Source organism: Nocardioides sp. NPDC054178 (assembly GCF_055585005.1).
The window spans coordinates 958,318-984,318 of sequence record NZ_JBVJKY010000001.1; the positions used below are offsets into that span (position 1 = coordinate 958,318).

Genomic DNA, 26,001 nt, shown 5'->3' on the forward strand with positions numbered 1-26,001 from the left:
TCCGACAACATATGCGCATGCGAACGCGCCCCCCGATCGCAGGCCGGTACCGCCTGCACCGACTGCTTGGCCGCGGCGGGATGGGCGAGGTCTGGCAGGCGGCCGACATCAGGCTCGAACGCTGGGTCGCGGTGAAGGTCGTGGAGACCTCCGCCGACCCCAAGGTGACCGAGCGCTTCCGGCGGGAGGCGCTCTCGACGACCGCGGCCAGCCACCCGGGCACGGTGCAGGTGCACGACGTGGGCGTCGAGCAGACCGAGTACGGCAGCTTCGTCTACCTCGTCATGGAGCTGCTTCCCGGCCCGACGCTGGCCGACCGCCTCGAGAAGCAGGGACGGTTCACCGTCGAGGAGGCGAGCGAGGCGATGGTCCAGGTCGCGCGTACGCTCACCGCGGTCCACTCCTCCGGCATCATCCACCGCGACATCAAGCCGTCGAACCTCGTCTACGACGGCGACGGCCGGATCCGGGTGCTCGACTTCGGCATCGCCCAGCTGGCCAACCACCAGGCCGAGCGGCTCACCTCGACCCGCCACGTGATGGGGAGCCTGCCCTACATCTCGCCCGAGCAGGCTGCCGACAACGTCGTCGGCCCGCCCAGCGACATCTATGCGCTCGGCTGTGTGTACTTCGAGCTGCTCACCGGACGCGCTCCGTACGCCGGCTCCGAGCCGGTCTCGATGATCTACCAGCACGTGACCGCGCCGGTCCCGCACGTCAACGACGTCGTCACCGTGCCGTCCCACGTCGACGAGTTCGTGGCGTCGATGATGGACAAGGACCCCTCCCGGCGACCCACCGCCGGTGAGGTCGTCGCCTTCGCGCGCCGCCCCGAGCTCGTGCCCGCGATCCCGGCCGGCAGCCGCGAGCTGTCCGCCGCGCCCAAGCCCCTGGCGCTCTCGTCCCCGGCGTCCTCCTCGGCTGCCTCGGCCTCCTCCTCGGCCCCGTCGGTCTCGTCGGTCTCATCGGTCTCGTCGCTGACGGCGGTGGCCGGCGCGGTGGAGTCGGTGCAGCGTACGCCTCGGTCGCATGCGGCCCCGAAGCCGAGGTTCCTCCGCACCCGGGTGCTCGGCGGGCTCCTGGTGCCGGTGGTGATCGCCCTGGTCCTGGGCGGGCTGACCTTCGCCGACGCGCTCGAGGAGCGCACCGTCTCCAGCCGCGCGATGACGATCGCCGGAGCGCTCCCGGAGAGCTACGAGCTCGGGATGGACCTCATCTTCGAGCGTGACGCGCTGGGCTCGGACCAGGTGCCCGCCGCGGTCCGGCAGGCCTATCGCCAGGTGACCGACGACTCGATCGCGGCGTGGCACGACGACATCACCAAGGTCGATCTCGCCGACAACCCGACGCTGCGGGAACGGGTCGAGCGCACCTACACGGTCCTCAAGAGCATCGACGCCTACCGCGCCGACCTCGAGGACGGCGACAAGGCGAGCACGGAGGCGGCGGTCGCGGCCTACACCGACACCGCCTACGAGCTGCTCGACTTCGCGACCGAGATGCCCAACATCCGCAACGAGAACATCTACAAGCAGGTCACCAACCTCAAGTACGTCAGGACGGCGTCCGAGTCGCTGGGGATCGAGCGCACGGTGATGGTGCCCGCGCTCATGACCGGGAAGATCGACGAGGAGTCGATGGAGGCGATGAGCGAGGCGCGTACGTCCTGGCAGCTCACCTCACGCTCGTTCTACGGTGACGCCCCGAAGGCCACCCAGAAGGCGCTGGACAAGATCTCGGACGGCACCTTCGCCGACGGGTCCCGTGGCCTGGTGTCGCAGAACGCGGTCGTCCAGGTCATCAACGACGGCTCCCTCGCGGGCGCGGTCCGGGACCTGGAGTCGCACGCTCCGGGGCGACCGGCCGCGCAGGTCTGGGCCGAGGACATGACCCGCTTCATCCAGCTCCTCAAGGACACCATCGTGTCGATGACGCTGATCGTCTCCGACGACGTCGGCGAGGAGCACCGCGGCATCCAGACGAAGGTCGTCCTGAGCGGCGTGCTCGCCGTCTGCGCGCTCCTCGCCGGTCTCGCGCTCCTGGCCGGGATGTTCCTCGTCCGCCCGCTGCGCGGGCGCCGGCGCTCCGTCGTGAGCTGAGCCGCTGCGGGGTCGCAGCGGGTCGTCGGTCAGACCAGGGCGCTGAGGCTCGAGACCAGGGCTTCCCAACGGCTGTCGACGTCGAAGCCCATCTGGCTCAGCAGCGCCCAGCTGAAGCCGAGGATCGCGTAGAGGCTGATCGGGGTCATCACCACCCACTCCCGGATGGAGCCGGCGTCGCCGAGGATCGGGAGGGCGAAGTTGCCGCCCCGGGTCCACATGTTGTCGAACGGGAGCCACTTGTTGCGCCGCACCCACCTCGGCGGCTTCGGCGCGATCGGCCAGAACAGCGGGATCCCCATCGTGGTCACGAAGTCGCCGAGCAGGTGCACGACGCAGCCGAGGGCTACGGAGAACGGCATCCACCACCACTCCTCGGGCGCGAAGACGGCGATCACCGCGGCCAGCGTCACCGCAGGGATCCACGGCCAGTGGACGCCCTTGCGGGTGAGCTTCAGCGCGTCCATCGCGAAGGCGACCAGAAGGACGCACATGATGCCCGGGCCGATCAGGACGCTGCCGAAGTGCTCGGTCTCGAGCGAGAGCTTCCCTGCACCCCAGGCGAGGGCGGTGAAGGCGAGTACGCCGAGGATCGAGTGGGTGCCGTTGCGGTGGCCGCCGGAGACCTTCCCGACGATCCTGGTCAGGCCCTCGGAGACCGGCGGCAGCGAGTGCGCGATCGTGCCGTTGTGGTGGTCCGCGTCCGGAAGCAGCGCGGCGCCGGCGCACACCAGGGTGCCGGTCATCACGCCTATGTCCGAGACGCCCGGATACCACCCGAACGCGATCGGTGCCGACGATGTCACTGCGATCCACGCGGCAGCCCCAGAGGCCGCGTGATGCCCGCCCATCATGTGAAGTTGTGTCCCTCTCCCGTGTTCCCCCGCTGAATGACCGCGGATGAACGTACCTGTCCTCGGGCTGTTGCGCGTGCGTCGGGGTGGTGTGTCTGGTGACGAGATTCGAATCACTGTTCGAGGGCTGATCCGAGGCGTGAAAGGGGTGCGGTCGAGGCCGCAACCTGAATAGGATGCCCGGTCATGACGACTCCCGGCACCCACGGCAGTGCTCGCCGTGGGCCGTGGACGTTCGAGACCAGCCGGTGCGCCGCGACGGTGACCCCCGAGGCGATCGAGTTCCGGTTCATGGTCACCACGCCCGACGGTTCGCTCAGCGAGATGCTCCTCTCGGTGGGTCGCCACGACATGCCGACGCTGCTCGAGGAGATCGCCTTCGAGATGCCCGAGGCGCTGGAGTGGATGTCGGCCGCGATCATGACGGTCGTGCGGGACCGGCGCCTGGCCGAGGAGGCCTCGTCGGTACCGCATCAGCGCGGGGCATAACCTCGAGCCGACCAAGGTTGTCCCTGCACCAACTCGATCGAGGAGAGACCTGTGACCACCACGTACGACTTCGAAGTGACCGCCGCTGATGGCAGCACCGTCTCGCTCAGTGACTACCAGGGCAAGCTGCTGCTGATCGTCAACGTGGCGAGCAAGTGCGGATTGACGCCGCAGTACGAGGGCCTCGAGGCGCTCTATCGCGCCACCAGCGACTCCGGCGTCGAGGTCATCGGGTTCCCGTGCAACCAGTTCATGGGTCAGGAGCCCGGCACCGACGACGAGATCCAGGAGTTCTGCAAGACGACCTACGACGTGACGTTCCCGGTCCTCTCCAAGATCGACGTCAACGGGGAGAACTCTGCTCCGCTCTACGAGTTCCTTCGTGCCGAGGCGCCGGGCGACATCCAGTGGAACTTCACCAAGTTCCTCATCGGTCGCGAGGGCGAGGTCGTCAAGCGCTACGAGCCGCAGGTGACGCCCGAGGAGATCCAGGCGGACCTCGCCCAGTATCTCTGAGGCGTTGCCGGACGGCGCTCGATCCCGATGCGGATCGAGCGCCGTTCGCGTTAGATAGTTGACCAGAAGATAGTTCGGTATCGGATGGTTCGTTAAGATCTGGTTCATGACCGGACCGCGTATCGACCTGCTGTTCCTGCTCAACCAGTCCGCGCACGCCTTCGCGGCCCAGGTCGGCGAGGCGCTGGCCGACCTGGAGCTCTCGGTGCGGGAGTACTGCGTGCTGATGAAGGCCGCCGAGGGGGAGTACACCCAGAACGCCGTGGCCGAGATGGCGATGCTGGACAAGACCACGATGGTCACGACCCTCGACAACCTCGAACGCCGTGGCCTCGCCGAGCGGCGCGTCTCGAGCACCGACCGTCGTGCTCGCATCGTCGCGCTCACCCCGGCCGGCGCGAAGGCGCTCGAGGAGGCCTCGAAGGCCTACAACGCGACCGTCGCCGAGGCGCTCGAGAGCCTGGCGCCGAGCGAGGGTGAGGCGTTCATCGAGGCGCTGCAGCACCTCGTCGAGGGGCCGTGGGCGACGCCGTCGCACACGATGACGCTGCGGCGTCGCGCCCCTGCCTCGGCTCGCTGAGATAGGTTCACAACCGAATATCCTGAAATAGATTGTTTCATAACAAACAATCTTCTATGGTCGTATCTATGACGACCAAGACAGTCGCGCTCGCGACCCTCGCAGCCACTCAGCTGATGGTGATCCTCGACGGCACGGTCGTGACCGTCGCCCTTCCGGCAATCCGCGACGACCTGGGCTTCGGCGACACCTCGCTGTCCTGGGTCGTCAACGGCTTCCTCCTCGCCTTCGCGCTCGTCCTGCTCCCGGCGGGCCGGGCCGGTGACGCGTTCGGCACCCGCCGCGTCTTCCTCACCGGGCTGAGCCTCTTCACGCTCGCCTCGGCATGGTGCGGTCTCGCCTGGGACCCGATCTCCCTGGTCGTCGCGCGGTTCGTCCAAGGGGTCGGCGGGGGCATCGCCTCGGCCGTGGTGCTCGGCATGATCGCGGGTCTCTACACCGAGACCGGCGAGCGTCTCCGCGCCTTCGCGGTGCTCGCCTTCGTCGGCTCGATCGGTGCGTCGGTGGGGACCGTCCTGGGTGGCGTACTGACCGACGTCGCCTCTTGGCGCTGGGCGTTCCTGATCAACGTGCCGTTCGGGATCGTCGCCCTGATCGTCGCGCTCCGCGCGGTGGAGGGTACGCCGCCGACCGGCGCCCGGGGTGGCCTGCTCCCGCGCCGCCTGTTCGCCCAGCGCCGGTTCGCGCTCGCGAACCTGATCCTGCTGACCCTGACCTTCGGCGGGTTCACCTTCCAGTTCGTCACGACCCTCTACCTGCAGGACGTCCTCGGCTTCGGAGCGCTCGTGACCGGCCTGGGGTTCCTGCCGGTCAGCGTGGTGATCGCGGTCGCGAGCCTCGGCTTCAGCGCCGCGCTGGCCGAGCGTTTCGGCTCCGAGCGCATCCTGTTCGCCGGTGTGCTCGCCTTCGTCGCCGGGATGGTCTACCTCGTGCGCCTGCCCGAGGCCGGCAGCTTCCCGCTCGACGTCCTCCCCGGCGCGGTCGTGATGGGCCTCGGCTTCGGCCTGGCGATGCCGCAGGTGACGGCGCTGGCGATGGGCGCGCTGGCGCCCGAGCACGCCGGGATCGGCTCCGGCCTGACCACGACCACCCAGCAGATGGGTGGGTTCCTCGGCACCCTGATCGCGGCCGGCCTGGTCACGACCGAGGGCTACGGCGCCGCCTACGCCTCGGCCGCGATCGCGTTGGCCGCGGGGGCCGCCGTCGCGGCGTACCTGCTCGTGGACGCGGCACGCGCCCGGGACCCGAAGGTCTCCGAGCGCGTGCCGGACGAGGCCGCCAGGCTCTGACGGCTCGACGCCAGGGGGCGGCCCCTCGGCGCTACCTCCGGACCGGGAGGACCAGCGTCGAGGGGTTCGTCGTCGTGTGGTGCACGGTCACCACGCCGGCGACCCCGCGGACCAGCTGCTTCACGTTGGGCAACAGGTGCGGGACGTCGTAGGAGTGGACGGTGACCCGGAGGCGGTGGCCCTTCTCGATCACCGCGCCGGTCGGGAAGACCTCGACGGGCACGCGGTAGATCGTGCCGGGGGTGACCGCCTGCTCGGCCGCACGGGTGAAGGGATGCCACGGCTGGACGACCTGACCGTTCAGCGTCCGCGACCTCGACGCCGTGACGGCACGGTGGCGCAGCGTCTGCCAGCCGCCGGTGATGCGGTCGACGGATCCGTCGGGCGCGACGTCCTCGACCGAGACCGCGATCAGGCCGTCGGTGCCGGTCGTGGAGACGGACAGGTCGGCGTTGAGCGGGCCGGAGAAGGCCAGGTCTGAGGTCGCCGGGGCGGTCTCGTAGGAGACCCCGAGCGCGTCGTTGATCCGGTTGTCGGTCTCGCAGCCGGGGATCGCGAGGGCGCCGGCGGTCCACTGCGAGGTGCTGCGCGAGCACAGCCCCTGCACCGGCAGCGGCACGATGGTGTCGCCGCCGACGGGCTTCAGCGCCGACCCGAGGGCGTACGTCTTCGCGCCGACCTCGGAGCCGAGCCACGACTGCATCGTGCGCCACTTCCCGGACCCGATCTCGTGGTAGGTCACCGGCGCGACGTCGCGGTCGAGGGTGGCGTCGGGCAGACCCTTGAGGTGCGTGTCGAACCAGCGCAGCGCCAGCTCGCCCAGGCTGTTGATCCCGCTGCCGTCCAGCCCGGCTCCGGTCGCGGCCTCGGCGTGGGTCCACGGGCCGATGAGCAGCTTGGTGTCCACGCCGTTCTTCTGCATCCGGTCGAAGAGCATCGGCGCGCCGCGCTGGAAGATGTCGTACTGGCCGGCCGTCACGAACGTCGGCACGTCGATCTCGTCGACCACGCTCAGCGGCGACCGCTTCCGGTAGAAGGGGCCGTCGTAGCCGGCGTCGCTGCCCAGGGCCGCGCTGACGAGCATCGGCACCTGGAACCCGAGCGCGCCGCCGACGTGCTGCAGCAGCGTGGTCAGGGTGGCGTCGGGACGGGTCTGGTTGACCGCCGGCGGCACCAGCCCGGCACCCGTGACCAGCCCGAACCACAGCGGGATGAATCCGGCGTCGATCTGGCCGCCGGAGGCGACGACGTCGCGGTAGACGTCACCGGCCGGCACGATCGGGAACATCGCCTTCAGTCCGCGCGGGTGCTGAGCGGCGGTGAAGAACTGGTTGATCGCCATGTAGGACGGGCCCCACAGGCCGAGCTCGCCGTTGCTCCACGGGCGCTTCTTCGAGGTGGCCCAGTTGGCGACCTCGAGGCCGTCCTTCTGCTCGCGGTCCCCGAACGCGTCCCACTGGCCCGCGGAGGAGCCGGTGCCGCGTACGTCGGTCTGGACGAAGACGTAGCCACGCTGCACGAAGTAGTCGCCGCCACCTCCGCCGGAGACGTTCTTGTTGTAGGGGTTCTGGGTCAGGATCACCGGGAACCGGCCCGCCGCCGCGGTCCCGTCTGCCTTCGCCGGCCGATGGATGTCGGCGCGGAGCACCACTCCGTCGGACATCGTGAGCTGGACGTCCTTCTCGACGACCACGCCGTACGTCGCCGGCCGCGGCTGCCAGGCACTCGACGGTGCCGCCGGCTCCCGAGCGGACGATCCCAGGGTGTCGACCGCGGAGCCGGGTGCCTGCGACGCGGCCGCGGCTGGTGGCGCAGCCGGGCCGACGACCGGGAGGAAGCTCATCACGAGCGCCACGAACGGGAAGAGGATCGAGACGAGTCCGAGGTTCATGCTCACTCCAAGGTGTGGTGGGAATCACAGAGTGAAACGATGAATGTAACCGAGTGTTACGCGCCCGGTTCGGACGTGGTTCATCCGAGGCGTCGCGTCGGCCAGCGCGCGAGGTCGGCCTCGAGGAGCGACGGGTCGCGAGCGGGCGGGGTCTCGTCGAGGATCTCGAGCCGGGCGATCCGCCCGATCCGGAATCCGCGGATCGCGGCGCGAAGGCGGCACCAGCCGACGAGGAGCCAGGTGTCGTCGGCTCGCAGGAGCCCCATGGTCTCCACGTCGCGGACGGTGGTCACCGGGTGGTCAGGCCTCTCGCCGCGGTAGGTGAGGCGTACGACGCGGCGTGCTGTGACGACGTCGGACAGCATGCCGAGCGGCACGCTGCCGTCGGCCGGGGCACCAGGCTCGATGACCTGGATCATCCCGAGCATCTCTGACACCGAGTCGCGATGCTCCTCGGCCATGACCGCCGTGATCTTCGCCCGGGCACGTCGGGCCGCTGCCTGATAGGGCGACGACTCGAGCACCCCGAGACCGGCCAGGACGGCCAGCGACTCGGCGGCGGAGAGATTCAGGGGCGGGAGGGAGTACTCACGCAGGATCAGGTAGCCACCCTTCGCTCCGTGGTCCGCGTAGATCGGCACGCCGGCGAGCTGAAGTGAGCTGATGTCGCGCTCGATCGTGCGCGAGGAGACCTCGAACTCGGCCGCGAGCCGAGCAGCGGACCATGGCCGACGCGCTCCGCGGAGCAGGTCTACCAGGGCGTACTGCCGCTCGGCTCGCTTCACGCTCGCATTCTTCCAGGGGCCACCGACGGTGAGCCCACGCCTCAGCTCCGCATGCTCCGTTGCCCGCCGACCGACCAGACCCGCCGGACGCGGCCGTCCTCGGCGAAGTCGAAGACGTCGACGCCGCCGACGAGCAGGTCGCCGACCTGCATGTCCCAGAGCAGCCGTCCGTGGTCGCCGTCGATCGCATCGGCGATGTTCGCGAACACGACGCCGGGGTGCTGCCCGTGCCACCAGTCGAGATACCGAGCGAAGTCCTCGGCGGAGCGGATGTCGTCCGCGGGCGTCGAGCCGTCGGTCTCGGTCACGGCGAAGTGGATCCGGAAGTCGTCGGCGCAGATCCGGCGGGCGATGTCGCCGTCGGTGTTCCACATGGTCAACCACAGGTCGAGCGAGTCTCGAGCCGTGGTGCTGGTCGGGTGCATGATCTCGGTCATGGACCCACTCTGGGACACCGGGGCGACAACGGTGTGTCGGAGTTGTCCGGCCGGTCAGACCCCAGCAGTGTCGGGAGTCGTCCGGTCCACGACCTTCCCGCCGGTGGCCGCCACGACCTCGTCGTGCGTCACCCCGGGAGCGAGCTCGACGAGCTCGAACGCCTCGCCGGTGACATCGAGGACACCGAGATCCGTGATGACCCGCTTCACGATCCCGCGGCCGGTCAGCGGCAGGTCGCAGGCCTCCAGCAGCTTGGGGGCGCCCTTCTTGGTGACGTGCTCCATCAGCACGATCACGCGCCCGGCGCCGGAGACGAGGTCCATCGCGCCGCCCATGCCCTTGACCATCTGGCCGGGCACCATCCAGTTGGCGATGTCACCGTTGGCCGAGACCTGCATCGCGCCCAGGACGGCGACGTCGATGTGGCCACCGCGGATCATCGCGAACGAGGTCGCGGAGTCGAAGTAGGAGGCCCCCGCGAGCACGGTGACGGTCTGCTTGCCGGCGTTGATCAGGTCGGGGTCGACCTCGTCCTCGTAGGGGAACGGGCCGACGCCGAGGATGCCGTTCTCGGCGTGCAGCACGACCGTCGAGGTCTCCGGGATGTAGTCGGGGATCAGCGTCGGCAGGCCGATCCCGAGGTTGACGTAGTCGCCGTCCTGCAGCTCCTGCGCGGCACGCGCGGCCATCTGGTTGCGGTCCCAAGCCATGACTCAGGCCTCCTTGTTCGATGCGGTGTCGGTGGGGCGCTCGCCGCGCGTCGTACGCTTCTCGATGTCCTTGCGCGCTGCCTGCTCGGGCGTCAGCGCGAGGATCCGCTTCACGAAGATCCCCGGAAGGTGGACGTCGGCCGGGGCGATCTCGCCGACCTCGACGACCTCCTCGGCCTCGACGATCGTGACGCGTCCGGCCATCGCGGCGGGCACGTTGAAGTTCCGCGTGGAGGCGTTGAACTGGGCGTTTCCGGCCCGGTCGACGCGGGTCGCGCGGACCAGCGCGAAGTCGGTGATGATGCCCTCCTCGAGCACCATCTGCTTGCCGTGGAACTCCCGCACCTCCTTCGGGGAAGAGGCCTCGGCGATCGTCCCGTCGGGGTTGTACCGGTAGGGCAGGCCGCCGTCGGAGACCATCGTGCCGACGCCGGTCGGGGTGTAGAACGCGCCGATCCCGCTGCCGCCCGCGCGCATCCGCTCCGCGAGCGTGCCCTGCGGGGTGAGCTCGAGGGTGATCTCGCCGGCCAGGTACTGGCGGCCGAACTCCTTGTTCTCGCCGATGTAGCTCGCGATCACGCGGGAGATGCGGTGGTCGTCGAGCAGCAGGCCGAGCCCGGCGCCGTCGACGCCGCAGTTGTTGGAGACGACCATCAGGTCGTCGGCACCCTGCTCCCGCAGCGCCTCGATCAGGAACCACGGGATTCCCACCAGGCCGAAGCCGCCCACGGCCAGGCTGGCCCCGCTGTGAATGTCGGCAACCGCTTCCGCGGCCGACCCGACGACCTTGTCCAGACCCATGTGTCTTCTCTGCTCTCTCGAAGGCTCTACTGAAATGAAGGGGGCGTACGCCTCAGCGCACCGACTCGAACACCGCCGCGAGCCCCTGCCCGCCACCGATGCACATCGTCTCCAGGACGTACCGGGCCTCGCGTCGCTGCGCCTCGCGGGCAGCGGTGGCGAGGATGCGGGCGCCGGTGGCACCGATCGGGTGGCCGAGGGAGATGCCTGAGCCGTTGGGGTTGAGGCGCTCGTCGGTGGCGTCGACCTTCCACTCGCGCAGCACGGCGAGGACCTGGGCGGCGAAGGCCTCGTTGAGCTCGATCAGGTCGATCTCGTCGAGGGTGAGCCCGGCCCGCGACAGCGCGGTGCGGCTGGAGAGGACGGGACCGATGCCCATCCGCTCGGGCTCGCAGCCGGAGACGGCCCAGGACTTGAGGGCCAGCAGGGGAGTCAGGCCACGCTTCTCCGCCTCGGCGCGGGTGGTCACGATGCACATCGCGGCGCCGTCGTTCTGGCCGGAGGCGTTGCCCGCGGTGACCGTCGACTCCTCGTCGACCTTCAGCCGGATGGGTCGCAACGAGGCGAGCTTCTCCAGGGAGATGTCGGCACGGGGGTGCTCGTCGCGGTCGACGACGACATCGGGCTTGCGGCGGCCGCCGGGGACGGTCACCGGGACCAGCTCGTCGGCGAACTTGCCGGCCTCGTGGGCGGCGACGGCGCGCTGGTTGGAGCGGAGCGCGAGCTCGTCCTGCTCCTCGCGGGAGATGCCGTACTCACGGCGCAGGTTCTCCGCGGTCTCGATCATGCCGCCGGGGATCGGGTGGTCCTTGCCGCCCGCGGTCTCGCGGGCCCGGTCGAGGCGGTCGAGCAGCTCGATGCCGCCCTGCTTCACCCCGCCGCGCAGTCCCAGCGCGTAGTGCTCGACGTTGGACATCGACTCCGCACCGCCGGCGATGACGAGGCTCGCGGCACCGGTGGCGACCGAGCCCGCGGCGTACAGGACCGCCTGGAGTCCCGAGCCGCAGCGACGGTCGATCTGGAGGCCGGGGACGCCGTTGCCGAGCCCGGCGTCGAGGGCCGCGATGCGGCCGATCGCGGGGTTCTCGCCACTGGCGTAGCCGTTGCCGAGGATGACGTCGTCGACGTCGCCCTCCTGGAGGCCGGTGCGCTCGACCAGCTCGCGCAGGACCGTCGTGGCGAGGTCGGTCGCGGTCAGCGGCGCCAGGGCGCCGAGGAACCGGCCGACCGGGGTGCGGAGGGGCTCGCAGATGACGATGTCGTTGGCGGCGCTGCTCATGCCCTCGACGGTACGCGCGCAGTCATGACTTGAGAAGTACTCATTTGGCGCTGATTGACACATCTGAAGTCTTGATCAACCGTCCGACCGGACAGTGCGCGGTCCAGGCTATTGCGATAAGTTCGCGTTAGCAGTTTCCTCGGGCTCCGCTTCAGTCCGACCCCACGCAGATCAAAGAGGTGACCATGCACGTCCCCGACGGCTTCCTCGACGCTCCCACGTCGATCGCCACCGGTGCAGTCGCTGTCGTCGCGGTAGGCGTCGCGCTGCGCGGCGCGCGCCGCGAGCTCGACGACAAGACCGCCCCGCTGGCCGGCCTCGTCGCCGCCTTCGTCTTCGCGACTCAGATGCTCAACTTCCCGGTCGGGGCGGGCACGAGCGGTCACCTGATGGGCGGTGCCCTGGCGGCGGTGCTGGTGGGGCCGTGGACCGGGGTGCTGTGCGTCTCGGTCGTGCTGATCGTGCAGTCCCTGCTCTTCGCCGACGGTGGCATCACCGCGCTCGGGACCAACATCCTGCTCATGGCCGTCACCACCGTGGTCGTCGGCTGGCTGGTGAGCCGGGTGCTGATCAAGGTGCTGCCGAAGCGGGTAGGCCTGGTCGCGCCCGCAGCGGCGATCGGCGCCTTCCTCTCCGTCCCTGCGGCGGCGTCGGTCTTCACCGCGCTCTACGCCGTCGGTGGCACCGCCGACATCTCGCTGACCACGCTGGCCACCGCGATGCTTGGCTGGCACACGGTGATCGGCCTCGGTGAGGGCGCGATCACGTTCCTCGCGGTCGGCGCGATCCTGGCCGTACGTCCCGACCTCGTCTACGCCGCCCGAGGCGTGATCGCCGAGCGCGATCTGGTCATCAAGCCGAAGGAGTCGGTGGCATGAGCGCGGCGTCGAAGCGCACGGTGCCGTTCAGGTGGGTCGCCGTCGGCATCGCCGTCGTCGCGCTGCTCCTGGCCGGCGTGGTCTCCTACTACGCCTCCGCCCATCCCGACGGCCTCGAGTACGTCGCCGGCAAGACCGGCTTCCTCGACAGCGCCTCGGAGCACGGCGCCGTCGACGGCCCGCTGGCCGACTACGGCACCAAGGGTGTCGACGACGCCCGACTCTCCGGCGGCCTCGCCGGCGTGATCGGCACCGTGGTCGTGCTGCTCCTCGCCGGCGGCCTCGCCCTGGTCGTACGTCGCCGTTCCACCGAGTCCTCCGACGGGGCCTGAGGTGCCGGCTCATCTGAAGATCCTGGCCCTGGTCGGGTTCATGCTCGTCGTGGTCGCCACCCCGCGGGAGTGGTTCGCGGCGTACGCCTTCTTCCTCGCCGTCCTGGTGACGGTCGGCGCGGTGGCGCGGGTGCGACCGGGGTGGGTGCTGAAGCGGATGGTCGTCGAGACGCCGTTCGTGGTCTTCGCCCTGCTGATGCCGTTCATCGCGCACGGGCCACGGGTCGACGTGCTCGGACTCAGCCTGAGCGAGTCCGGCCTGCTCTCCGCGTGGGGGCTGCTGGTCAAGGGCACGCTCGGCGTGATCGCCGGCCTGCTGCTGGCCGCGACGACGACGCCTCAGGAGCTGGTCCACGGCCTGGAGCGGCTGCGGCTGCCTCAGCAGCTGGTGCAGATCATGGCGTTCATGGTGCGCTACCTCGAGGTCGTCACCGACGAGATGCGCCGGATGGCGGTCGCGCGCGCCTCACGCGGCTTCGAGGCCCGCAACCCGCTCCACTGGCCGGTGCTGGCCCGCTCGGTCGGCGCGCTGTTCATCCGATCCTTCGAGCGCGGCGAGCGGGTCCACCTCGCGATGGTCTCGCGCGGCTACACAGGGAGAATGCCCAGGTGACCACTCCAGTCCTCGACGTACGCGGCCTCGCCTTCGCCTACCCCGACGGCCATCAGGCGCTCTTCGGCGTCGACCTGCACGTCCACCGCGGTGAGCGGGTCGCGCTGCTGGGTCCCAACGGAGCCGGCAAGACGACGCTGGTCCTGCACCTCAACGGCATCCACCTCGCCGGCGCCGGATCCGTCGCGGTGAGCGGGCTGCCGGTCACCAAGGCCAACATCAAGGAGATCCGCCGTCGCGTCGGCATCGTCTTCCAGGACCCCGACGACCAGCTCTTCATGGGCACCGTCCGCGAGGACGTCGCCTTCGGCCCCGCCAACCTCGGCCTGCGCGGAGAGGCCCTCGACGCGAAGGTCACCGAGGCGCTCGCGAAGGTCGGGATGGAGGACTTCGCCGACCGGCCCCCGCACCATCTCTCCTTCGGCCAGCGCCGCCGGGTGGCCGTGGCCACCGTCCTGGCGATGGACCCGGAGATCCTGGTCCTCGACGAGCCGTCCTCCAACCTCGACCCGGCCTCCCGCCGCGAGCTCGCCGACATCCTCCGCGACCTCGACGTCACGGTCCTGATGGTGACCCACGACCTGCCCTACGCTCTCGAGCTCTGCGAGCGCTCGGTCATCCTCGACGGCGGCGTCGTCGCCGCCGAGGGCCGCACCGTCGACGTACTCGCCAACGCCGACCTCATGCGCGCCCACCGCCTCGAGCTCCCCTTCGGCTTCGACCCCGTCGCCGCAGCCGCCACCCTCTAGCCGAGACGTCACCCGCGTCGGGCGAGGCGTCTCGTACGTCGGGCGAGGCGTCACGTACGTCGGGCGAGGCGTCACCCACGTCGGGCGAGGCGTCACCCGCGTCGGCCCAGGTGTCACCTACGTCGGGCGAGGCGTCACGTACGTCGGGCGAGGCGTCGCGTGCGTTGGCCGAGGCGTCACCCGCGTCGGGCGAGGCGTCACCCACGTCGGGCGAGGCGTCACGTACGTCGGCCGAGGCGTCACCCACGTCGGGCGAGACGTCACCCGCGTCGGCCCAGGCGTCACCTACGTCGGCCGAGGCGTCACCTACGTCGGGCGAGGCGTCGTCCGCGTCGCCCGAGGCGTCACGTACGTCGCCCGAGTTGGCACAACGATGCCCAGTCGGCCGACCTACCTGACGCCTCGGCAGAGGTCAGTCGGCCAGACGCCTCGAGCGGTAGTGGAGCTTGGCGCTGACGTAGCCGCGCCAGCCGATCAGGGTGAGGCCGAGGAAGAGGATCGAGACGACGAGGAAGGCCGGGGCGAGGCCTTCGCCGGTGAGGCCGCGCAGCACCATCCCGATGACGTACGTCCCGAGCCAGACGACCACGCCCGCCGGCCAGGCACGCGCGGCGGGCCAGCGGCGCCAGGCCACGACGGCCCAGGCCACGGCGAGCCCGACCAGGAAGGGCCAGGCGATGCGGAGCACGACGAGCGCGGGGCCGGAGTCGTGCGACTGGCGGCCCGCGAAGGCGAAGAGGAGCACGAAGAAGACGTCGACGGCGAAGGCCGCGACCGCCCACCTGGGCGCGAGCCCGGCGACGAGTGGGGAGGACGACTTCGTGGAGGACATGGTGCCCAGGATACGAGTGCGGCCTACGCCGGGAGCCAGGCCCCGCCGCGCATCACCCGGGTCGGCTGCAGCGACTCGTCGGTGATCACCAGATCGGCGCGGGCACCGGGCTCGAGACGGCCCCCGTCGAGGCCCACCACCGATGCCGGCCGCAGGCTCGCGGCCCTCATCAGCATCGCCAGGTCGATCCCGGCGGCCGCATGGCGGCGCACCTGGTCGATGAGTCGCGAGGTGCCTCCGGCGATCGACCCGTTGCCGGTTCCGTCGGCCACCCGGGCGACCCCGGAGCGTACCTCCACCGACAGCGGCCCGAGCTGGTAGTCGCCGTCGGCCATCCCGGCCGCGGCCATGGCGTCGGTGACGAGCACGACCGAGCCGGGCACCATCGACATCACGGCCCGGACCGTCTCGTCGTCGAGGTGTACGCCGTCGGCGATCAGCTCCACGCAGGCATCGCCGACCCCGGCGGCGCCCAGGGCCCCGAGCACAGGCCCGGGGTCGCGATGATGCGCGGGCGGCATCCCGTTGAAGAGGTGGGTGACCAGACTCCCGGGCCCGGACAGGAACTCGCGGGCCCGAGAAGCGGTGGCAGCGGTGTGCCCCAGCGCCACCACGACGCCGGCCTCGGTGAGCACCGAGGCGACCTCGTCGGCACCGGGGAGCTCCGCGGCCAGTGTCATCACCCGCAGCTGCCCCCGCCCGGCGGCCACGAGCTCGCGGGCGAGCCCGGCGTCCGGCGCGCGCAGCAGCTCGGGATCGTGTGCGCCACGGCAGGAGTGCTCCAGGAACGGCCCCTCCATGTGGATCCCGGCGATCAGCCCGGCCTCCGCGGCGGTGGCCAGGGTGGAGACGACCGACAGCAACCGGGAGGGCGAGTCGGTCACGGTCGAGGCCAGCAGCGTGGTCGTCCCGGCCGCATGATGGGTGCCGGCCGCGACGGCGATCTCGTCCGAGGACGTCGAGTGGAAGGAAGCCCCACCGCCACCGTGGTTGTGGATGTCCACCAGGCCGGGCAGCAGGACCCCCGCCGACTCAGGGTCGGCCTCCGTCGCCGGCCGCAGCCCCTGGATCACACCGCCCGAGACGCTGACGACGAGATCGTCGAAGCCGCCGGGACGCGGCACGAGGCCGCGTACGCCTAGATCCATCGCTTGAACCAGATCCTCGTCAGCCATTCCTGCCGGGTGAGCAGCTCATCGGTGTAGATCGGCCAGAACCAGGCGAAGTTGCAGATCACCAGCACGACGAAGATGCCCCCGACGACCGCACCCCAGACCCGGCGCCGACCGGCGGCGCCACCACCGGCCAGCGGCGGTGGCCGGTCGAGCAGCTTGCCGAGGCACAGGCACAGGCCGAGCACCAGGAACGGCAGCGCGATGATCATGTAGAAGGAGAAGATCGGCCGCCCGGCGTACTGCAGCCAGGGCAGCCACGTCGACAGCACCCCGACGACGGCGACCCCGAACCGCCAGTCCCGCGCGGCGACCCACATGAACGCGGAGACGATCAGCGCGACGAACGCTCCCCACCACAGCACCGGCGTCCCCAGGAGGAGCACCTGCCGCAGGCAGGTCCCGGCTTCCTCCGGGCCGTCCCCGTCAGGATCTGCCGTCGGCGAAGCCTCGCACATCTCGCCGCGCGACTTCGCGCCCGACAGGATCCCCGTGTCGGCCGCGACCCCGACCGGCCGGTTCAGGACGAGCCAGCCGATCGGATGAGACCCGTAGGTGTGCTCGGCGCACTCCAGGAAGTGGGTGTGGAAGGTGTAGACGTCGCGGTGGTAGTACCACAGCGACCGCAGCGACTGAGTCACCTCGCCGAGGCCGGACGCGTCCGGCTCCGTGGCGGTCGGCCAGCGCTTCTCGTTGAGGTTCTCGGGAACGTACGACTTGTTCTCGCAGTGGCCCTCGCCGGTGTAGCGGGTGTACTGCGTCGCCGAGAGCGACTCTTCGTAGACGTCCGCGTGGGTCATCCACGGGATCCAGGTCATCACGTAGACCGCGAGCGCCACACCCACCAGGTGCACGAAGGCCGTCGGCCCGTCGGCCACACAGGCACGAAGCCAGGCCAGACGTACGCCGAAGGAGCGCCGCATCCCGGCGGACCAGGCCACATAGAGCAGACCGAAGGCGGCCAGCGGGTAGAGCGCCTCCCACTTGCAGCCGATCGCCAGCCCCCACGCGATGCCCGAGCAGAGCAGCCACGGCCGGAACAGCAGCCGGCGGACCGGACCCCAGTCGCCGGGCTCGGCGAGATGGGTGGGCGCGAGCGTGGAGAACCGACGCCGGCACCAGTCGCGGTCCATCACCATCAGGTGCACCGCGAGCAGCAGGAAGAAGGCGACGAAGAGATCGAGCAGGGCCAGCCGCGAGAGCACGAACGCGAGCCCGTCGAAAGTGACCAGGATGCCGCCGACGAGACCGAGCATCATGGAGCCGGAGACGCGGCGTACGAACCGGATCGTCAGCAGCACCAGGAGCGAGCCGACCACGACCGAGGCGATCCGCCAGCCGAACGGGTCCATCCCGAAGAGCTTGATGCCGAGCGCGATGATCCACTTGCCCACGTCGGGGTGGACGATCATCGACGGCCCGTCGGCGAACTGCCCGTCGAGCCGCCCGGCCAGGATGTTGTCGTCGGCGCCCTCGATGAAGTTGCGGGCGTAGCCGAACTCGAGCAGCGCCCAGGCGTCCTTGGCGTAGTAGGTCTCGTCGAAGGCGAAGACCTTCGGAGTGCCGAGATGCCACAGTCGCAGCAGGAACGCGAGCGCCGTGATCCCGATCGTCGCCGCCCAGCCGGCGCGCGGCGATCCGTTGATGCGACGCCGGGCGCGTTCCCAGGCGGTCGGGAGCAGGTGACCGGAAGGGGTGCTCGCCAACCCCTCCACGGGCTCGTCCGCCCTGGTCACCGTCGTTGTCACGATGGCACCCTATAGGCCTGCGACAATGTAGGCGTGGCAGATCCAGACGACGGCGTGCTCATCTTGGCGGCAACCCCGATCGGGCGAGTGGAGGATGCCCCACCCCGTTTAGCCTCGGAGCTGGCGATCGCGGACGTCGTCGCAGCTGAGGACACCCGTCGGCTCTCCCGGCTGACCCGCGATCTGGGGGTCGAGATCAAGGGCCGGATCGTCTCCTACTTCGAGGGCAACGAGAGCGCCCGGACCCCGTCGCTGCTCGCCGATCTCCTCGACGGCAACCGCGTCCTCCTGGTCACCGATGCCGGGATGCCCTCGGTCTCCGACCCCGGCTATCGGCTGGTCGCGGCCGCGGTCGAGAAGGACGTACGCGTCACCGCGGTGCCCGGCCCTTCGGCAGTCTTGACCGCGCTGGCCGTCAGCGGCCTCCCTGTCGACCGGTTCTGCTTCGAGGGCTTCCTGCCCCGCAAGGCCGGCGAGCGCTCGCGGCGTCTGGCGAGCCTGGCGAAGGAGGAGCGCACCATGGTCTTCTTCGAGGCGCCCCACCGCACCGAGGCCGCCCTGGCAGCCATGCGCGACGCCTTCGGCGACACCCGCGCCGCCGCGGTCTGCCGCGAGCTCACCAAGACCCACGAGGAAGTACGCCGCGGCCCCCTCGCCGACCTCGTCGACTGGGCCGCCGAGGGCGTCCGCGGCGAGGTCACCATCGTCGTCACCGGCGCCGACCCCTCCGCCGAGGTCAGCAACGACCCCGAGAGCCTGCGGGCCGCGGTCGCAGACCTGGAGGCGGAGGGCCACACGAAGAAGGAGGCCATCGCCGAGGTCGCCAAGCTCGCCGGCGTACCCAAACGCGAGGTCTATGACCTCGTCCACAAACCCGCCGGCTAGTCGGTTTCTGAGGCCGAGAAGTCTGTTCTTGACCCCGAGATGTCAGTTCCTCACCACGCGAACTCGCTCGACTGACTTCTCGATGCCAGAAACTGACGCCTCGACATCAAAGACCGACGCCTCGGCGTCAGAAACTGGCTTCTCGGCGGGAACTAGGATCGGGGCGTGAGTTTTCCGCCGCTTCCCGAGCCTCTGCCCGCGCCCGTTGTCGACAACCACACCCATCTCGACATCGTCAGAGGGGACGAGAGCCTTCCAGTCGAGGAGGCGCTCGCGCAGGCGGCGGCGGTGGGGGTGACCCGGGTGGTACAGATCGGGTGCGACCTGCCGGGGGCACGCTGGGCGGTGGAGGCGGCCGAGACGTACGACAACATGGTCGCCGGCGTCGCGCTGCACCCCAACGACGCTCCTCGCCAGCCCGATCTCGAGGCTGCTCTCGACGAGATCGAGAAGCTCGCCGGGGCCCACGACAAGGTGCGGGTGGTGGGGGAGACCGGGATGGACTTCTTCCGCACCGACGAGGAGGGCCGCGAGACCCAGGCCTACTCGTTCCGGCGCCACATCGACATGGCCAAGCGCCTCGACAAGACCCTGATGATCCACGACCGCGACGCCCACGAGGCGGTCCTCGAGGTGATCGACAGCGTCGGGCCGCCGGAGCGCTGGGTGATGCACTGCTTCTCCGGTGACGCCGAGTTCGCCCGGCAGTGCCTGGACCGCGGCGCCTACCTCTCCTTCGCCGGCACGGTGACGTTCAAGAACGCCCAGTACCTCCGCGACGCCCTCGCGATCACGCCTCAGGACCGCATCCTGGTCGAGACCGACGCCCCGTTCCTGACGCCCCATCCCCACCGCGGCGCGATCAACTCCAGCTACATGATCCCGGCGACGATGCGGGTCATGGCGGACGTACGCGGCGACGACCTCGAAGTGCTCTGCAACGCCGTCAACGCCAACACCGAGACCGCCTTCGGCGGCACCTGGTAAAACGGCGAGCCCCGCTGGTCGAGCCGCTCGCTAGCGCTCGCAGGCTCGACCAGCGGGACTGATCGGATCAGGTCAGGAGACGCTGATCTTCATGATGCCCTTGCGCTCGTCGGAGGAGAGCACCTTGATCTTCACGCCGCTGCCGGCGGTCTTGGTCGAGTGCGCCGGGTTGGCCGCATCCCAGTACGCCGTCTCCGAGCTGTCGTAGAAGGTGGCGACGCTCTTGCGCGCCGGCACGTCGAGGACGTTGTTCGGAGCGCCGGCGATCTCGTTCTCCAGGTGGAGCCGGTCGGTCCGGTCGACGTCGAAGGTCGAGTCGTAGCCCTGCATCCGGTTGCGGGACAGGGTGCCGTTCGACCACTTCTGGACACCCGCGGTGGAGTCGACGATCAGCGCCTGGCCGCCGCCGGGGTGCTCGGAGGTGTTGTTGTCGCCGTAGGCGCCGTTCTGGTACCAGACCAGCAGGCCGTCCTGGTAGGCGTAGTGGTCCACCTTGTCCGGCGCGGTGACCCCGTAGCCGAAGTTGTACGGACCCTCGGCCAGCGTCTTGTCGTAGCCCTTGTACTGCCGGTTCTCGGCGATGTAGAAGCGCGGGTACGTCGAGGTGTAGGTGCCGTCCGTGATGCCCAGGTACTCCTTGACGGTCCAGTCGGCGAAGGACGAGAAGTCCGTGGTGTAGGCCGAGCCGACCGAGAGGTCGTCGATGGCGAAGCCGTAATAGGCGACGCCGCCGTCGTTGGCGGTGCGGAAGCGGAGCTTCACGTTCTGACCGGCGTACGCCGAGAGGTCGGCGGTCAGGTCCACGTACTCCTGCGGGTCGTGGTCGGCGCAGTTGCCGTCACAGGTGCTGTCGGAGGTGCCGTGGATGCCGTTGTTGTACTCGGCCGAGGACAGGTTCGTCACCAGCGGGGTCGACCAGGTGGTGCCACCGTCGGTGGAGGCCTCCAGGAAGGTGAAGTCGTACTCCGCCTCGAGGTCGTACTTCACCTTGGCCGAGAGCGTGCCGCCCGCGGGGACGGCGATCTCCGGGCTGACCGCGGTGGCCGTGCGGTCATCGCCCTTGCCGGAGTAGAGGAACGTCTTGCCGGACGAGCCGGAGCCGACGTCGTGGGTCGTCTCGCCGTCGGGGAGGTCGACCACGAGTGCCTGTGGCGTCTTCGCCCCGGTGTCGTGGAAGCTCGGACCGAGGGTCAGCTTCTTGGACGTACCGGCCTCGACCGTGTCGTAGTTGAGCCAGCCGAGGAAGAGCTTCTCGGGGGCGCCCATGTGGTTGGGGGTGGTGCCGATGGTGCCGTCACCGTGGCCGAGCCAGGAACCCGAGCTCATCAGGGTCCAGAAGCCGGTGCCGTTCTCGCCGCCCGCGGTGTCGTAGAAGTCCGGCAGACCGAGGTCGTGGCCGAACTCGTGCGCGAAGACGCCCAGGCCGCCGTTCTCGGGCTCCGTGGTGTAGTCGCGGATCCAGATGTCGGTGTTGCCGATCTTGACGCCGCCGGCCTTCGGGAAGTCGGCCGGGCCGTCGGAGCCGGACGCGTTCGCGGCCCAGCGGTGCGACCAGATGGCCCACGGGTCGGCGCCGGCCTCCTCGCCCTCACCGGAGTGGATCGCCTGGAAGTGGTCGATGTAGCCGTCGGCCTCGTTGAAGTTGCCGTCGCCATCAAGGTCGTAGCGGTCCCAGATGTCGTAGTCCTGGAGGTAGGCCGTGATCTCGGCGTCGGTCTTGCCGGCCGCCTTCTGCGCGTCGTACCAGGCGTTGGCGCTGTCCTGGATGTAGTTCTTCATCGCGGCGGCGGTCTCGTCGCCCTTGTCGTTCTGGTAGTACGACTCCGCGTGCGGGAGCGTGACCCAGTCGCTGACGTCGCCCTGGAGGTCGAAGCGGCCGCTCGACATCTCCTTGTAGACGTTGTGGAACGACTCCTCACCCTTGTTCTGGTTGAAGAACATGTCCATGTAGTGCTCGCGGGAGAAGTCCTCCTCCCAGTAGGTGGAGTTGTCGTCCTCGGCGGGCGGCGCGATCTCGTTGTGGAGCGGGCCCGAGGTGTTGTCGGGGAAGGCCGGGTTGCCGCCCTCGCCGAACTCGACCAGGAAGCTCAGCAGCTGGGACTTCTCGGTGGGCTCGTGCTCCACCCAGCGGGCGTTCTTGCCCGAGCCCATCTTGACGACCTCGCTGCCGTTCTTCGTGACCGTCTGCTTCTCGCCGGTGGCGACGGCGGTGGCGGCGTTGGTCTTGAGCTCGGTGCGCTTGGTGTTGAGCGCGTCGGGCTTGTTGTCGACCTTCTGCTTGACGGCGGCCGCAGCAGGGGTCCCCTCTGGCTCGACGGCGCTCGCCGGCGAGTGAGTGAGGATCACTGGCGTCACGCCTGCGACCGCGAGTGCGGCCAGCGCGCTGGTAACGCGTCTGTTCATCGTTCCTCCGGAGTCTGGTGACATCGCGCACATCTGCCTTCCCCGAGAACTGACCGGCACGACGGGCCATCACGACACAGATGGCTTCGGAGTACAACACCAAGCAATGGAGTTACCTGTAAAGGATTTGTCGCCTATTGGCCAGCGAGCACAATATTTCGTGGCGGGATTACGACATGTTGCCTGATCAACCCGCTTGACCAGCGATTTCGACGTGTTGAATCGCACACCTGTCATTCGCTGCGACAGGTATTGACAGCCCCCTCTGACCCCCAGTTGATGCCGAGATTGCATGCTTGTAATTGCCTGCGGATCGGGTAGGGGACTTGCATTTAACCGACCGTATTTGTTCCGCTGTCCGGCGAGATAGCCGGGATCGGGACAGATCCGGACGGTGTTGGGGGTGGGCCTCAGCGCGTGGATCGACAGATCTCGCAACACCGTTCGCCCGTGCCCGGAGAGCACGAACATCGGAGCATTGTGCCCGTCAGCAGCACCACCTCATGGGTTCGCAACATCGCATCTACTCCTCGCCGTAAGGCCATTCTGGTCGGTGGACTCGCCGCCGCCGTGGTCGCCACGGGCGGCGCGGCATACGGGGTCAAGACCTCCCAGACCGATGTCATCGTCTCGGTCGACGGCAAGGCCAAGGACGTCAGCGTCCACGCCGACACCGTCGGAGAGGTTCTCGAGGCCGAGGGCATCGAGGTCGGCGACCGTGACGCGGTCGCACCGTCGGTCGACACCAAGGTCGAGGACGGCAGCGCGATCAGCGTCCGCTACGCCCGTCAGCTGAGCCTCGAGGTCGACGGCAAGTCCCAGGACCACTGGGTCACCGCGACCACCGTCGGCGGCGCTCTCGCCGAGCTCGGCCGTGACTACGACCGGGCAGAGCTCTCGACCAGCCGCGGTGCGTACATCGGCCGCGACGGGATGTCGCTCGACGTCATCACGCCGAAGACCGTCAAGGTCGAGCTGGCCGGCAAGAAGGCCAAGAAGGTCAGCGTGACCGCGCTGACCGTCGGCGACGCGCTCAAGGACCTCGGCGTCGACCTGGAGCGCCGGGACAAGGTCTCGCCGGCCTCCGGCAAGGCCCTGAAGACCGGTCAGAAGATCGTCTTCACCGACTTCTCCGCCAAGAACCAGAAGGTCGCCCGCGAGGCGGTCGAGGCTCCGGTCAAGGAGATCGAGGACTCCTCGATGGTCAAGGGTGAGACCGAGGTCGTCGAGGAAGGCTCCGACGGAGTCCGTTCGGTGACCTACCGCATCGTCTACAAGAACGGCGAGGCCGTCTCCCGGAAGGTCCTCGAGCAGAACGTGATCGAGGAGGCCGAGACCCGCGTCGTCAAGGTCGGCACCAAGGAGGAGCAGGCCCCCGCGGCCAACTTCGCCGGTGGCAGCACCGTCTGGGACCAGCTCGCGCAGTGCGAGTCCGGTGGCAACTGGGCGATCAACACCGGCAACGGCTACTACGGCGGGCTGCAGTTCAACCTGCAGACCTGGCAGGCCTACGGCGGCTCGGGTCTCCCGAGCGAGAACAGCCGCGAGACCCAGATCGCGATCGCGACCAAGGTCCGTGACGCCAATGGCGGCGGCTACGGCTCCTGGCCGGCCTGCTCGCAGAGCCTCGGTCTGCCCCAGTAGTCGACCCGGCGCATCTGCCCCGGAGATCGACCTCGAGTCGGCGCGTTTGTCCCACCTCGTTGGGACAGATGCGCCGACTCGGCGTTGTGGGGCCTACGCTGTGTGGCATGACCGACCGCACTCCGACGCGCCTGTTGGGGCCTGCGGAGGTCCGGGCGCTGGCCGCTGAGCTCGACCTTCGCCCCACCAAGCAGCGCGGTCAGAACTTCGTGATCGACGCCAACACCGTGCGTCGGATCGTGCGCGAGTCCGGCGTCGGAGCCGACGACGTCGTCGTCGAGGTCGGCCCCGGCCTCGGATCGCTCACCCTCGCCATCCTCGAGACCGGCGCCAAGGTGACCGCCATCGAGATCGACGAGGTCCTGGCGCAGCGGCTGCCGAGAACCATCCAGGAGTACGCCCCCGACCAGGCCGACGCGTTCAGCCTGCTCCGCGCGGACGCTCTGCGGGTCGAGTCGGTCCCCGGCCCGCCGCCCACAGCCCTGGTCGCCAACCTGCCCTACAACGTGTCGGTCCCGGTCCTCTTGCACCTGATGTCGCTGCTGCCCTCGCTGCGCCACGGGCTGGTGATGGTGCAGGCCGAGGTCGCCGACCGGCTGGCCGCCAAGCCGGGCTCCAAGGTCTACGGCGTCCCGTCGGTCAAGGCCGCCTGGTATGCCGAGGTACGCCGCGCCGGCGCGATCGGCCGCAACGTCTTCTGGCCGGCCCCCAACGTCGACTCCGGCCTCGTCTACTGGCGTCACCGCGAGCCGCCGTCGACGTCGGTCTCCCGCGAACAGGTCTTCGCGGTCATCGACGCCGCCTTCGCGCAGCGCCGCAAGGCCCTGCGCGGCGTACTCAAGCCGCTGGCCGGCTCCGCCGACGCCGCCGAGAAGGCACTGGTCGAGGCCGGGGTCGACCCGCTGGCGCGCGGCGAGTCGCTGACCATCGCGGACTTCGTACGCATCACCGAATCGCTCCAAAGGCTCCCCTCATGACGACGATCACCGTTCGCGCGGCCGCGAAGTTCAACCTCCACCTCGGCGTAGGGCCGGTCCGTGCGGACGGGTTCCACCCGCTGGCGACGGTCTACCAGGCGATCGGGCTCTACGACGACGTCACCGTGAGTGAGGCCGCCGAGTGGCAGGTCTCGCTCACCGCGGAGGACCACATCGCGCTGAGCGAGATCCCGACCGGCGAGGACAACATCGTCGTCCGGGCGGGCAAGGCGCTCGCCGCCCACAACGGCATCGACAAGGCCGCGAAGGTCGCGATCCACAAGGGCATCCCGGTCGCCGGCGGCCTCGCCGGCGGATCGGCCGACGCGGCCGCGACGCTCGTCGCCCTCGACCGCCTGTGGTCGCTGGAGACCTCCGACGAGGATCTGCTGGCTCTGGCCGGACAGCTGGGGTCCGACGTGCCCTTCGCTCTCATCGGTGCCACCGCCGTCGGCGGCGGCCGTGGCGAGATCGTCGAGCCGGTCACCGACAACGGCGCCTGGTGGTGGGTCGTGGTCGGCAACGAGCAGGGACTGTCGACGCCCTCGGTCTACCGTGCCTTCGACGAGCTCGCTGGGACCGACGTCGGCGACCCGCAGGTCCCCGAGAGCCTGCTCATGGCGCTGGAGAAGGGCGATGCGGAGCTCCTCGCCGAGGCGCTCACCAACGACCTGCAGGCCCCGGCGCTGGCGCTACGCCCCGACCTCGCCCAGACCTTCGCCGATGGCGAGGAGGCCGGCGCCATGGCCGTCCAGCTCTCCGGCTCGGGCCCGACGGTCCTGATGCTCTGTCGTGACGCCGCCCACGCCCGCGAGGTCGCCGGAGCGATGCAGGCCAAGGCGTACGACCGCGTCTGGACCGCCCCCGGCCCGGTCGCCGGTGCCCACGTAGTCACCTACTGACCCGCCGCTCCACGCCGAGGCGTCGGCCAGGTCGGCCGAGACGGCAGGTAGGTCGGCCGAGACGGCAGGTAGGTCGGCCGAGACGGCAGGTAGGTCGGCCGAGACGGCAGGTAGGTCGGCCGAGACGGCAGGTAGGTCGGCCGAGTAC

Annotated in this window: 26 protein-coding genes; 14 read left to right on the forward strand and 12 right to left on the reverse strand. The window is 69.7% G+C overall.

Annotated elements, in window-relative coordinates:
- Window positions 1-17 precede the first annotated feature (17 nt).
- Window positions 18-2,099, forward strand: a complete 2,082-nt coding sequence (locus ACZ6WN_RS04645; protein WP_465863004.1) for a protein kinase domain-containing protein — start codon at window positions 18-20, stop codon at window positions 2,097-2,099.
- 29 nt (window positions 2,100-2,128) lie between these two features.
- Here ACZ6WN_RS04645 and ACZ6WN_RS04650 read toward each other — a convergent pair whose 3' ends face one another.
- Window positions 2,129-2,953, reverse strand: a complete 825-nt coding sequence (locus tag ACZ6WN_RS04650) for a metal-dependent hydrolase (protein ID WP_465863006.1) — start codon at window positions 2,951-2,953, stop codon at window positions 2,129-2,131.
- A 186-nt stretch (window positions 2,954-3,139) separates the two neighbouring features.
- Here ACZ6WN_RS04650 and ACZ6WN_RS04655 point away from each other — a divergent pair, with 186 nt between their 5' ends.
- The 4 genes from ACZ6WN_RS04655 to ACZ6WN_RS04670 all read left to right on the forward strand — a co-directional run bounded on the left by ACZ6WN_RS04655 (window position 3,140) and on the right by ACZ6WN_RS04670 (window position 5,827).
- On the forward strand, window positions 3,140-3,442 hold the full coding sequence (locus ACZ6WN_RS04655) for a hypothetical protein (RefSeq protein WP_465863007.1): 303 nt from the start codon (window positions 3,140-3,142) through the stop codon (window positions 3,440-3,442).
- A 51-nt stretch (window positions 3,443-3,493) separates the two neighbouring features.
- Window positions 3,494-3,958, forward strand: a complete 465-nt coding sequence (locus tag ACZ6WN_RS04660; protein ID WP_465863008.1) for a glutathione peroxidase — start codon at window positions 3,494-3,496, stop codon at window positions 3,956-3,958.
- Window positions 3,959-4,064: 106 nt separating this feature from the next.
- On the forward strand, window positions 4,065-4,538 hold the full coding sequence (locus ACZ6WN_RS04665; protein WP_465863009.1) for a MarR family winged helix-turn-helix transcriptional regulator: 474 nt from the start codon (window positions 4,065-4,067) through the stop codon (window positions 4,536-4,538).
- A 68-nt stretch (window positions 4,539-4,606) separates the two neighbouring features.
- A complete protein-coding gene (locus tag ACZ6WN_RS04670; RefSeq protein ID WP_465863010.1) occupies window positions 4,607-5,827 on the forward strand; it encodes an MFS transporter in 1,221 nt (406 codons plus the stop codon).
- Window positions 5,828-5,858: 31 nt separating this feature from the next.
- Here the strand turns inward: ACZ6WN_RS04670 and ACZ6WN_RS04675 are convergent, their stop codons facing one another.
- The 6 genes from ACZ6WN_RS04675 to ACZ6WN_RS04700 all read right to left on the reverse strand — a co-directional run bounded on the left by ACZ6WN_RS04675 (window position 5,859) and on the right by ACZ6WN_RS04700 (window position 11,731).
- Entirely contained in the window at window positions 5,859-7,718 is a 1,860-nt protein-coding gene (locus tag ACZ6WN_RS04675; protein WP_465863011.1) for a CocE/NonD family hydrolase, read from the reverse strand.
- 80 nt (window positions 7,719-7,798) lie between these two features.
- The gene (locus tag ACZ6WN_RS04680) at window positions 7,799-8,503 is read right to left on the reverse strand and encodes a helix-turn-helix transcriptional regulator (RefSeq protein ID WP_465863013.1); all 705 of its coding nucleotides are present in this window, start codon (window positions 8,501-8,503) and stop codon (window positions 7,799-7,801) included.
- 41 nt (window positions 8,504-8,544) lie between these two features.
- Complete coding sequence (locus ACZ6WN_RS04685; protein WP_465863014.1) at window positions 8,545-8,940, reverse strand: nuclear transport factor 2 family protein; 396 nt, start codon at window positions 8,938-8,940, stop codon at window positions 8,545-8,547.
- A gap of 54 nt (window positions 8,941-8,994) precedes the next feature.
- Window positions 8,995-9,651, reverse strand: coding sequence for a CoA transferase subunit B (locus tag ACZ6WN_RS04690; protein WP_465863015.1), 657 nt, complete (start codon window positions 9,649-9,651; stop codon window positions 8,995-8,997).
- A 3-nt stretch (window positions 9,652-9,654) separates the two neighbouring features.
- The gene (locus ACZ6WN_RS04695) at window positions 9,655-10,452 is read right to left on the reverse strand and encodes a CoA transferase subunit A (RefSeq protein ID WP_465863016.1); all 798 of its coding nucleotides are present in this window, start codon (window positions 10,450-10,452) and stop codon (window positions 9,655-9,657) included.
- Between the two features lie 52 nt (window positions 10,453-10,504).
- Window positions 10,505-11,731, reverse strand: a complete 1,227-nt coding sequence (locus ACZ6WN_RS04700; protein WP_465863018.1) for an acetyl-CoA C-acetyltransferase — start codon at window positions 11,729-11,731, stop codon at window positions 10,505-10,507.
- A 185-nt stretch (window positions 11,732-11,916) separates the two neighbouring features.
- On the opposite strand from ACZ6WN_RS04700, the gene ACZ6WN_RS04705 reads away from it, so the two are divergent.
- Genes ACZ6WN_RS04705 through ACZ6WN_RS04720 form a run of 4 tightly spaced genes read left to right on the forward strand, consistent with a single transcriptional unit; the run spans window position 11,917 to window position 14,303 of the window.
- Window positions 11,917-12,609, forward strand: a complete 693-nt coding sequence (locus tag ACZ6WN_RS04705) for an energy-coupling factor ABC transporter permease (protein ID WP_465863019.1) — start codon at window positions 11,917-11,919, stop codon at window positions 12,607-12,609.
- On the forward strand, window positions 12,606-12,941 hold the full coding sequence (locus ACZ6WN_RS04710; protein WP_465863020.1) for a PDGLE domain-containing protein: 336 nt from the start codon (window positions 12,606-12,608) through the stop codon (window positions 12,939-12,941). Before ACZ6WN_RS04705 ends, ACZ6WN_RS04710 begins: the two co-directional genes overlap by 4 nt.
- A gap of 1 nt (window position 12,942) precedes the next feature.
- Complete coding sequence (gene cbiQ, locus ACZ6WN_RS04715) at window positions 12,943-13,554, forward strand: cobalt ECF transporter T component CbiQ (protein ID WP_465863021.1); 612 nt, start codon at window positions 12,943-12,945, stop codon at window positions 13,552-13,554.
- The gene (locus ACZ6WN_RS04720; protein WP_465863022.1) at window positions 13,551-14,303 is read left to right on the forward strand and encodes an energy-coupling factor ABC transporter ATP-binding protein; all 753 of its coding nucleotides are present in this window, start codon (window positions 13,551-13,553) and stop codon (window positions 14,301-14,303) included. The genes cbiQ and ACZ6WN_RS04720 overlap by 4 nt, the downstream gene beginning before the upstream one ends.
- On the opposite strand, the gene ACZ6WN_RS04725 is transcribed toward ACZ6WN_RS04720, so the two are convergent.
- From ACZ6WN_RS04725 to ACZ6WN_RS04740, 4 genes are all read right to left on the reverse strand, one after another.
- The gene (locus ACZ6WN_RS04725) at window positions 14,236-14,550 is read right to left on the reverse strand and encodes a hypothetical protein (RefSeq protein ID WP_465863024.1); all 315 of its coding nucleotides are present in this window, start codon (window positions 14,548-14,550) and stop codon (window positions 14,236-14,238) included. The two genes, ACZ6WN_RS04720 and ACZ6WN_RS04725, sit on opposite strands and share 68 nt — an antisense overlap.
- A 165-nt stretch (window positions 14,551-14,715) precedes the next feature.
- Complete coding sequence (locus ACZ6WN_RS04730) at window positions 14,716-15,135, reverse strand: DUF3054 domain-containing protein (protein WP_465863025.1); 420 nt, start codon at window positions 15,133-15,135, stop codon at window positions 14,716-14,718.
- 23 nt (window positions 15,136-15,158) lie between these two features.
- Window positions 15,159-16,283, reverse strand: a complete 1,125-nt coding sequence (locus ACZ6WN_RS04735; RefSeq protein WP_465863027.1) for an N-acetylglucosamine-6-phosphate deacetylase — start codon at window positions 16,281-16,283, stop codon at window positions 15,159-15,161.
- Window positions 16,274-18,055 carry a dolichyl-phosphate-mannose--protein mannosyltransferase gene (locus ACZ6WN_RS04740; RefSeq protein WP_465863028.1) on the reverse strand — a complete coding sequence of 594 codons (1,782 nt, stop codon included), beginning with the start codon at window positions 18,053-18,055 and terminating at the stop codon, window positions 16,274-16,276. Before ACZ6WN_RS04740 ends, ACZ6WN_RS04735 begins: the two co-directional genes overlap by 10 nt.
- Before the next feature lie 33 nt (window positions 18,056-18,088).
- Between ACZ6WN_RS04740 and rsmI the strand changes: the two genes are divergently transcribed.
- Both rsmI and ACZ6WN_RS04750 read left to right on the forward strand, forming a co-directional pair.
- Window positions 18,089-18,940, forward strand: coding sequence for a 16S rRNA (cytidine(1402)-2'-O)-methyltransferase (gene rsmI / locus ACZ6WN_RS04745; RefSeq protein ID WP_465863029.1), 852 nt, complete (start codon window positions 18,089-18,091; stop codon window positions 18,938-18,940).
- 165 nt (window positions 18,941-19,105) lie between these two features.
- Window positions 19,106-19,927: a TatD family hydrolase gene (locus tag ACZ6WN_RS04750; protein ID WP_465863030.1), complete on the forward strand. Its 822-nt coding sequence runs from the start codon at window positions 19,106-19,108 to the stop codon at window positions 19,925-19,927.
- Window positions 19,928-19,999: 72 nt separating this feature from the next.
- Here ACZ6WN_RS04750 and ACZ6WN_RS04755 read toward each other — a convergent pair whose 3' ends face one another.
- The gene (locus ACZ6WN_RS04755) at window positions 20,000-22,330 is read right to left on the reverse strand and encodes an immune inhibitor A domain-containing protein (RefSeq protein WP_465863031.1); all 2,331 of its coding nucleotides are present in this window, start codon (window positions 22,328-22,330) and stop codon (window positions 20,000-20,002) included.
- Between the two features lie 570 nt (window positions 22,331-22,900).
- Between ACZ6WN_RS04755 and ACZ6WN_RS04760 the strand changes: the two genes are divergently transcribed.
- From ACZ6WN_RS04760 to ACZ6WN_RS04770, 3 genes are all read left to right on the forward strand, one after another.
- A complete protein-coding gene (locus ACZ6WN_RS04760; protein ID WP_465863032.1) occupies window positions 22,901-23,974 on the forward strand; it encodes a ubiquitin-like domain-containing protein in 1,074 nt (357 codons plus the stop codon).
- 107 nt (window positions 23,975-24,081) lie between these two features.
- Window positions 24,082-24,951 (forward strand): 16S rRNA (adenine(1518)-N(6)/adenine(1519)-N(6))-dimethyltransferase RsmA, encoded by an 870-nt coding sequence (rsmA, locus tag ACZ6WN_RS04765; RefSeq protein ID WP_465863033.1) that lies wholly within the window; start codon window positions 24,082-24,084, stop codon window positions 24,949-24,951.
- Window positions 24,948-25,853, forward strand: a complete 906-nt coding sequence (locus ACZ6WN_RS04770) for a 4-(cytidine 5'-diphospho)-2-C-methyl-D-erythritol kinase (protein WP_465863034.1) — start codon at window positions 24,948-24,950, stop codon at window positions 25,851-25,853. Before rsmA ends, ACZ6WN_RS04770 begins: the two co-directional genes overlap by 4 nt.
- Window positions 25,854-26,001: the final 148 nt, after the last annotated feature.

Excerpts from the sequence above, each read along its gene's own strand:
- ACZ6WN_RS04690 (WP_465863015.1), bottom strand. The coding sequence starts at position 9,651 with ATGGCTTGGGACCGCAACCAGATGGCCGCGCGTGCCGCGCAGGAGCTG.
- ACZ6WN_RS04675 (WP_465863011.1), bottom strand. The coding sequence starts at position 7,718 with ATGAACCTCGGACTCGTCTCGATCCTCTTCCCGTTCGTGGCGCTCGTG.
- ACZ6WN_RS04770 (WP_465863034.1), top strand. The coding sequence starts at position 24,948 with ATGACGACGATCACCGTTCGCGCGGCCGCGAAGTTCAACCTCCACCTC.
- ACZ6WN_RS04755 (WP_465863031.1), bottom strand. The coding sequence starts at position 22,330 with ATGAACAGACGCGTTACCAGCGCGCTGGCCGCACTCGCGGTCGCAGGC.
- ACZ6WN_RS04705 (WP_465863019.1), top strand. The coding sequence starts at position 11,917 with ATGCACGTCCCCGACGGCTTCCTCGACGCTCCCACGTCGATCGCCACC.
- rsmA (WP_465863033.1), top strand. The coding sequence starts at position 24,082 with ATGACCGACCGCACTCCGACGCGCCTGTTGGGGCCTGCGGAGGTCCGG.
- ACZ6WN_RS04735 (WP_465863027.1), bottom strand. The coding sequence starts at position 16,283 with ATGGATCTAGGCGTACGCGGCCTCGTGCCGCGTCCCGGCGGCTTCGAC.
- ACZ6WN_RS04665 (WP_465863009.1), top strand. The coding sequence starts at position 4,065 with ATGACCGGACCGCGTATCGACCTGCTGTTCCTGCTCAACCAGTCCGCG.
- ACZ6WN_RS04710 (WP_465863020.1), top strand. The coding sequence starts at position 12,606 with ATGAGCGCGGCGTCGAAGCGCACGGTGCCGTTCAGGTGGGTCGCCGTC.
- ACZ6WN_RS04645 (WP_465863004.1), top strand. The coding sequence starts at position 18 with ATGCGAACGCGCCCCCCGATCGCAGGCCGGTACCGCCTGCACCGACTG.
- ACZ6WN_RS04730 (WP_465863025.1), bottom strand. The coding sequence starts at position 15,135 with ATGTCCTCCACGAAGTCGTCCTCCCCACTCGTCGCCGGGCTCGCGCCC.
- ACZ6WN_RS04655 (WP_465863007.1), top strand. The coding sequence starts at position 3,140 with ATGACGACTCCCGGCACCCACGGCAGTGCTCGCCGTGGGCCGTGGACG.
- ACZ6WN_RS04695 (WP_465863016.1), bottom strand. The coding sequence starts at position 10,452 with ATGGGTCTGGACAAGGTCGTCGGGTCGGCCGCGGAAGCGGTTGCCGAC.
- ACZ6WN_RS04650 (WP_465863006.1), bottom strand. The coding sequence starts at position 2,953 with ATGATGGGCGGGCATCACGCGGCCTCTGGGGCTGCCGCGTGGATCGCA.
- ACZ6WN_RS04700 (WP_465863018.1), bottom strand. The coding sequence starts at position 11,731 with ATGAGCAGCGCCGCCAACGACATCGTCATCTGCGAGCCCCTCCGCACC.
- ACZ6WN_RS04670 (WP_465863010.1), top strand. The coding sequence starts at position 4,607 with ATGACGACCAAGACAGTCGCGCTCGCGACCCTCGCAGCCACTCAGCTG.
- ACZ6WN_RS04685 (WP_465863014.1), bottom strand. The coding sequence starts at position 8,940 with ATGACCGAGATCATGCACCCGACCAGCACCACGGCTCGAGACTCGCTC.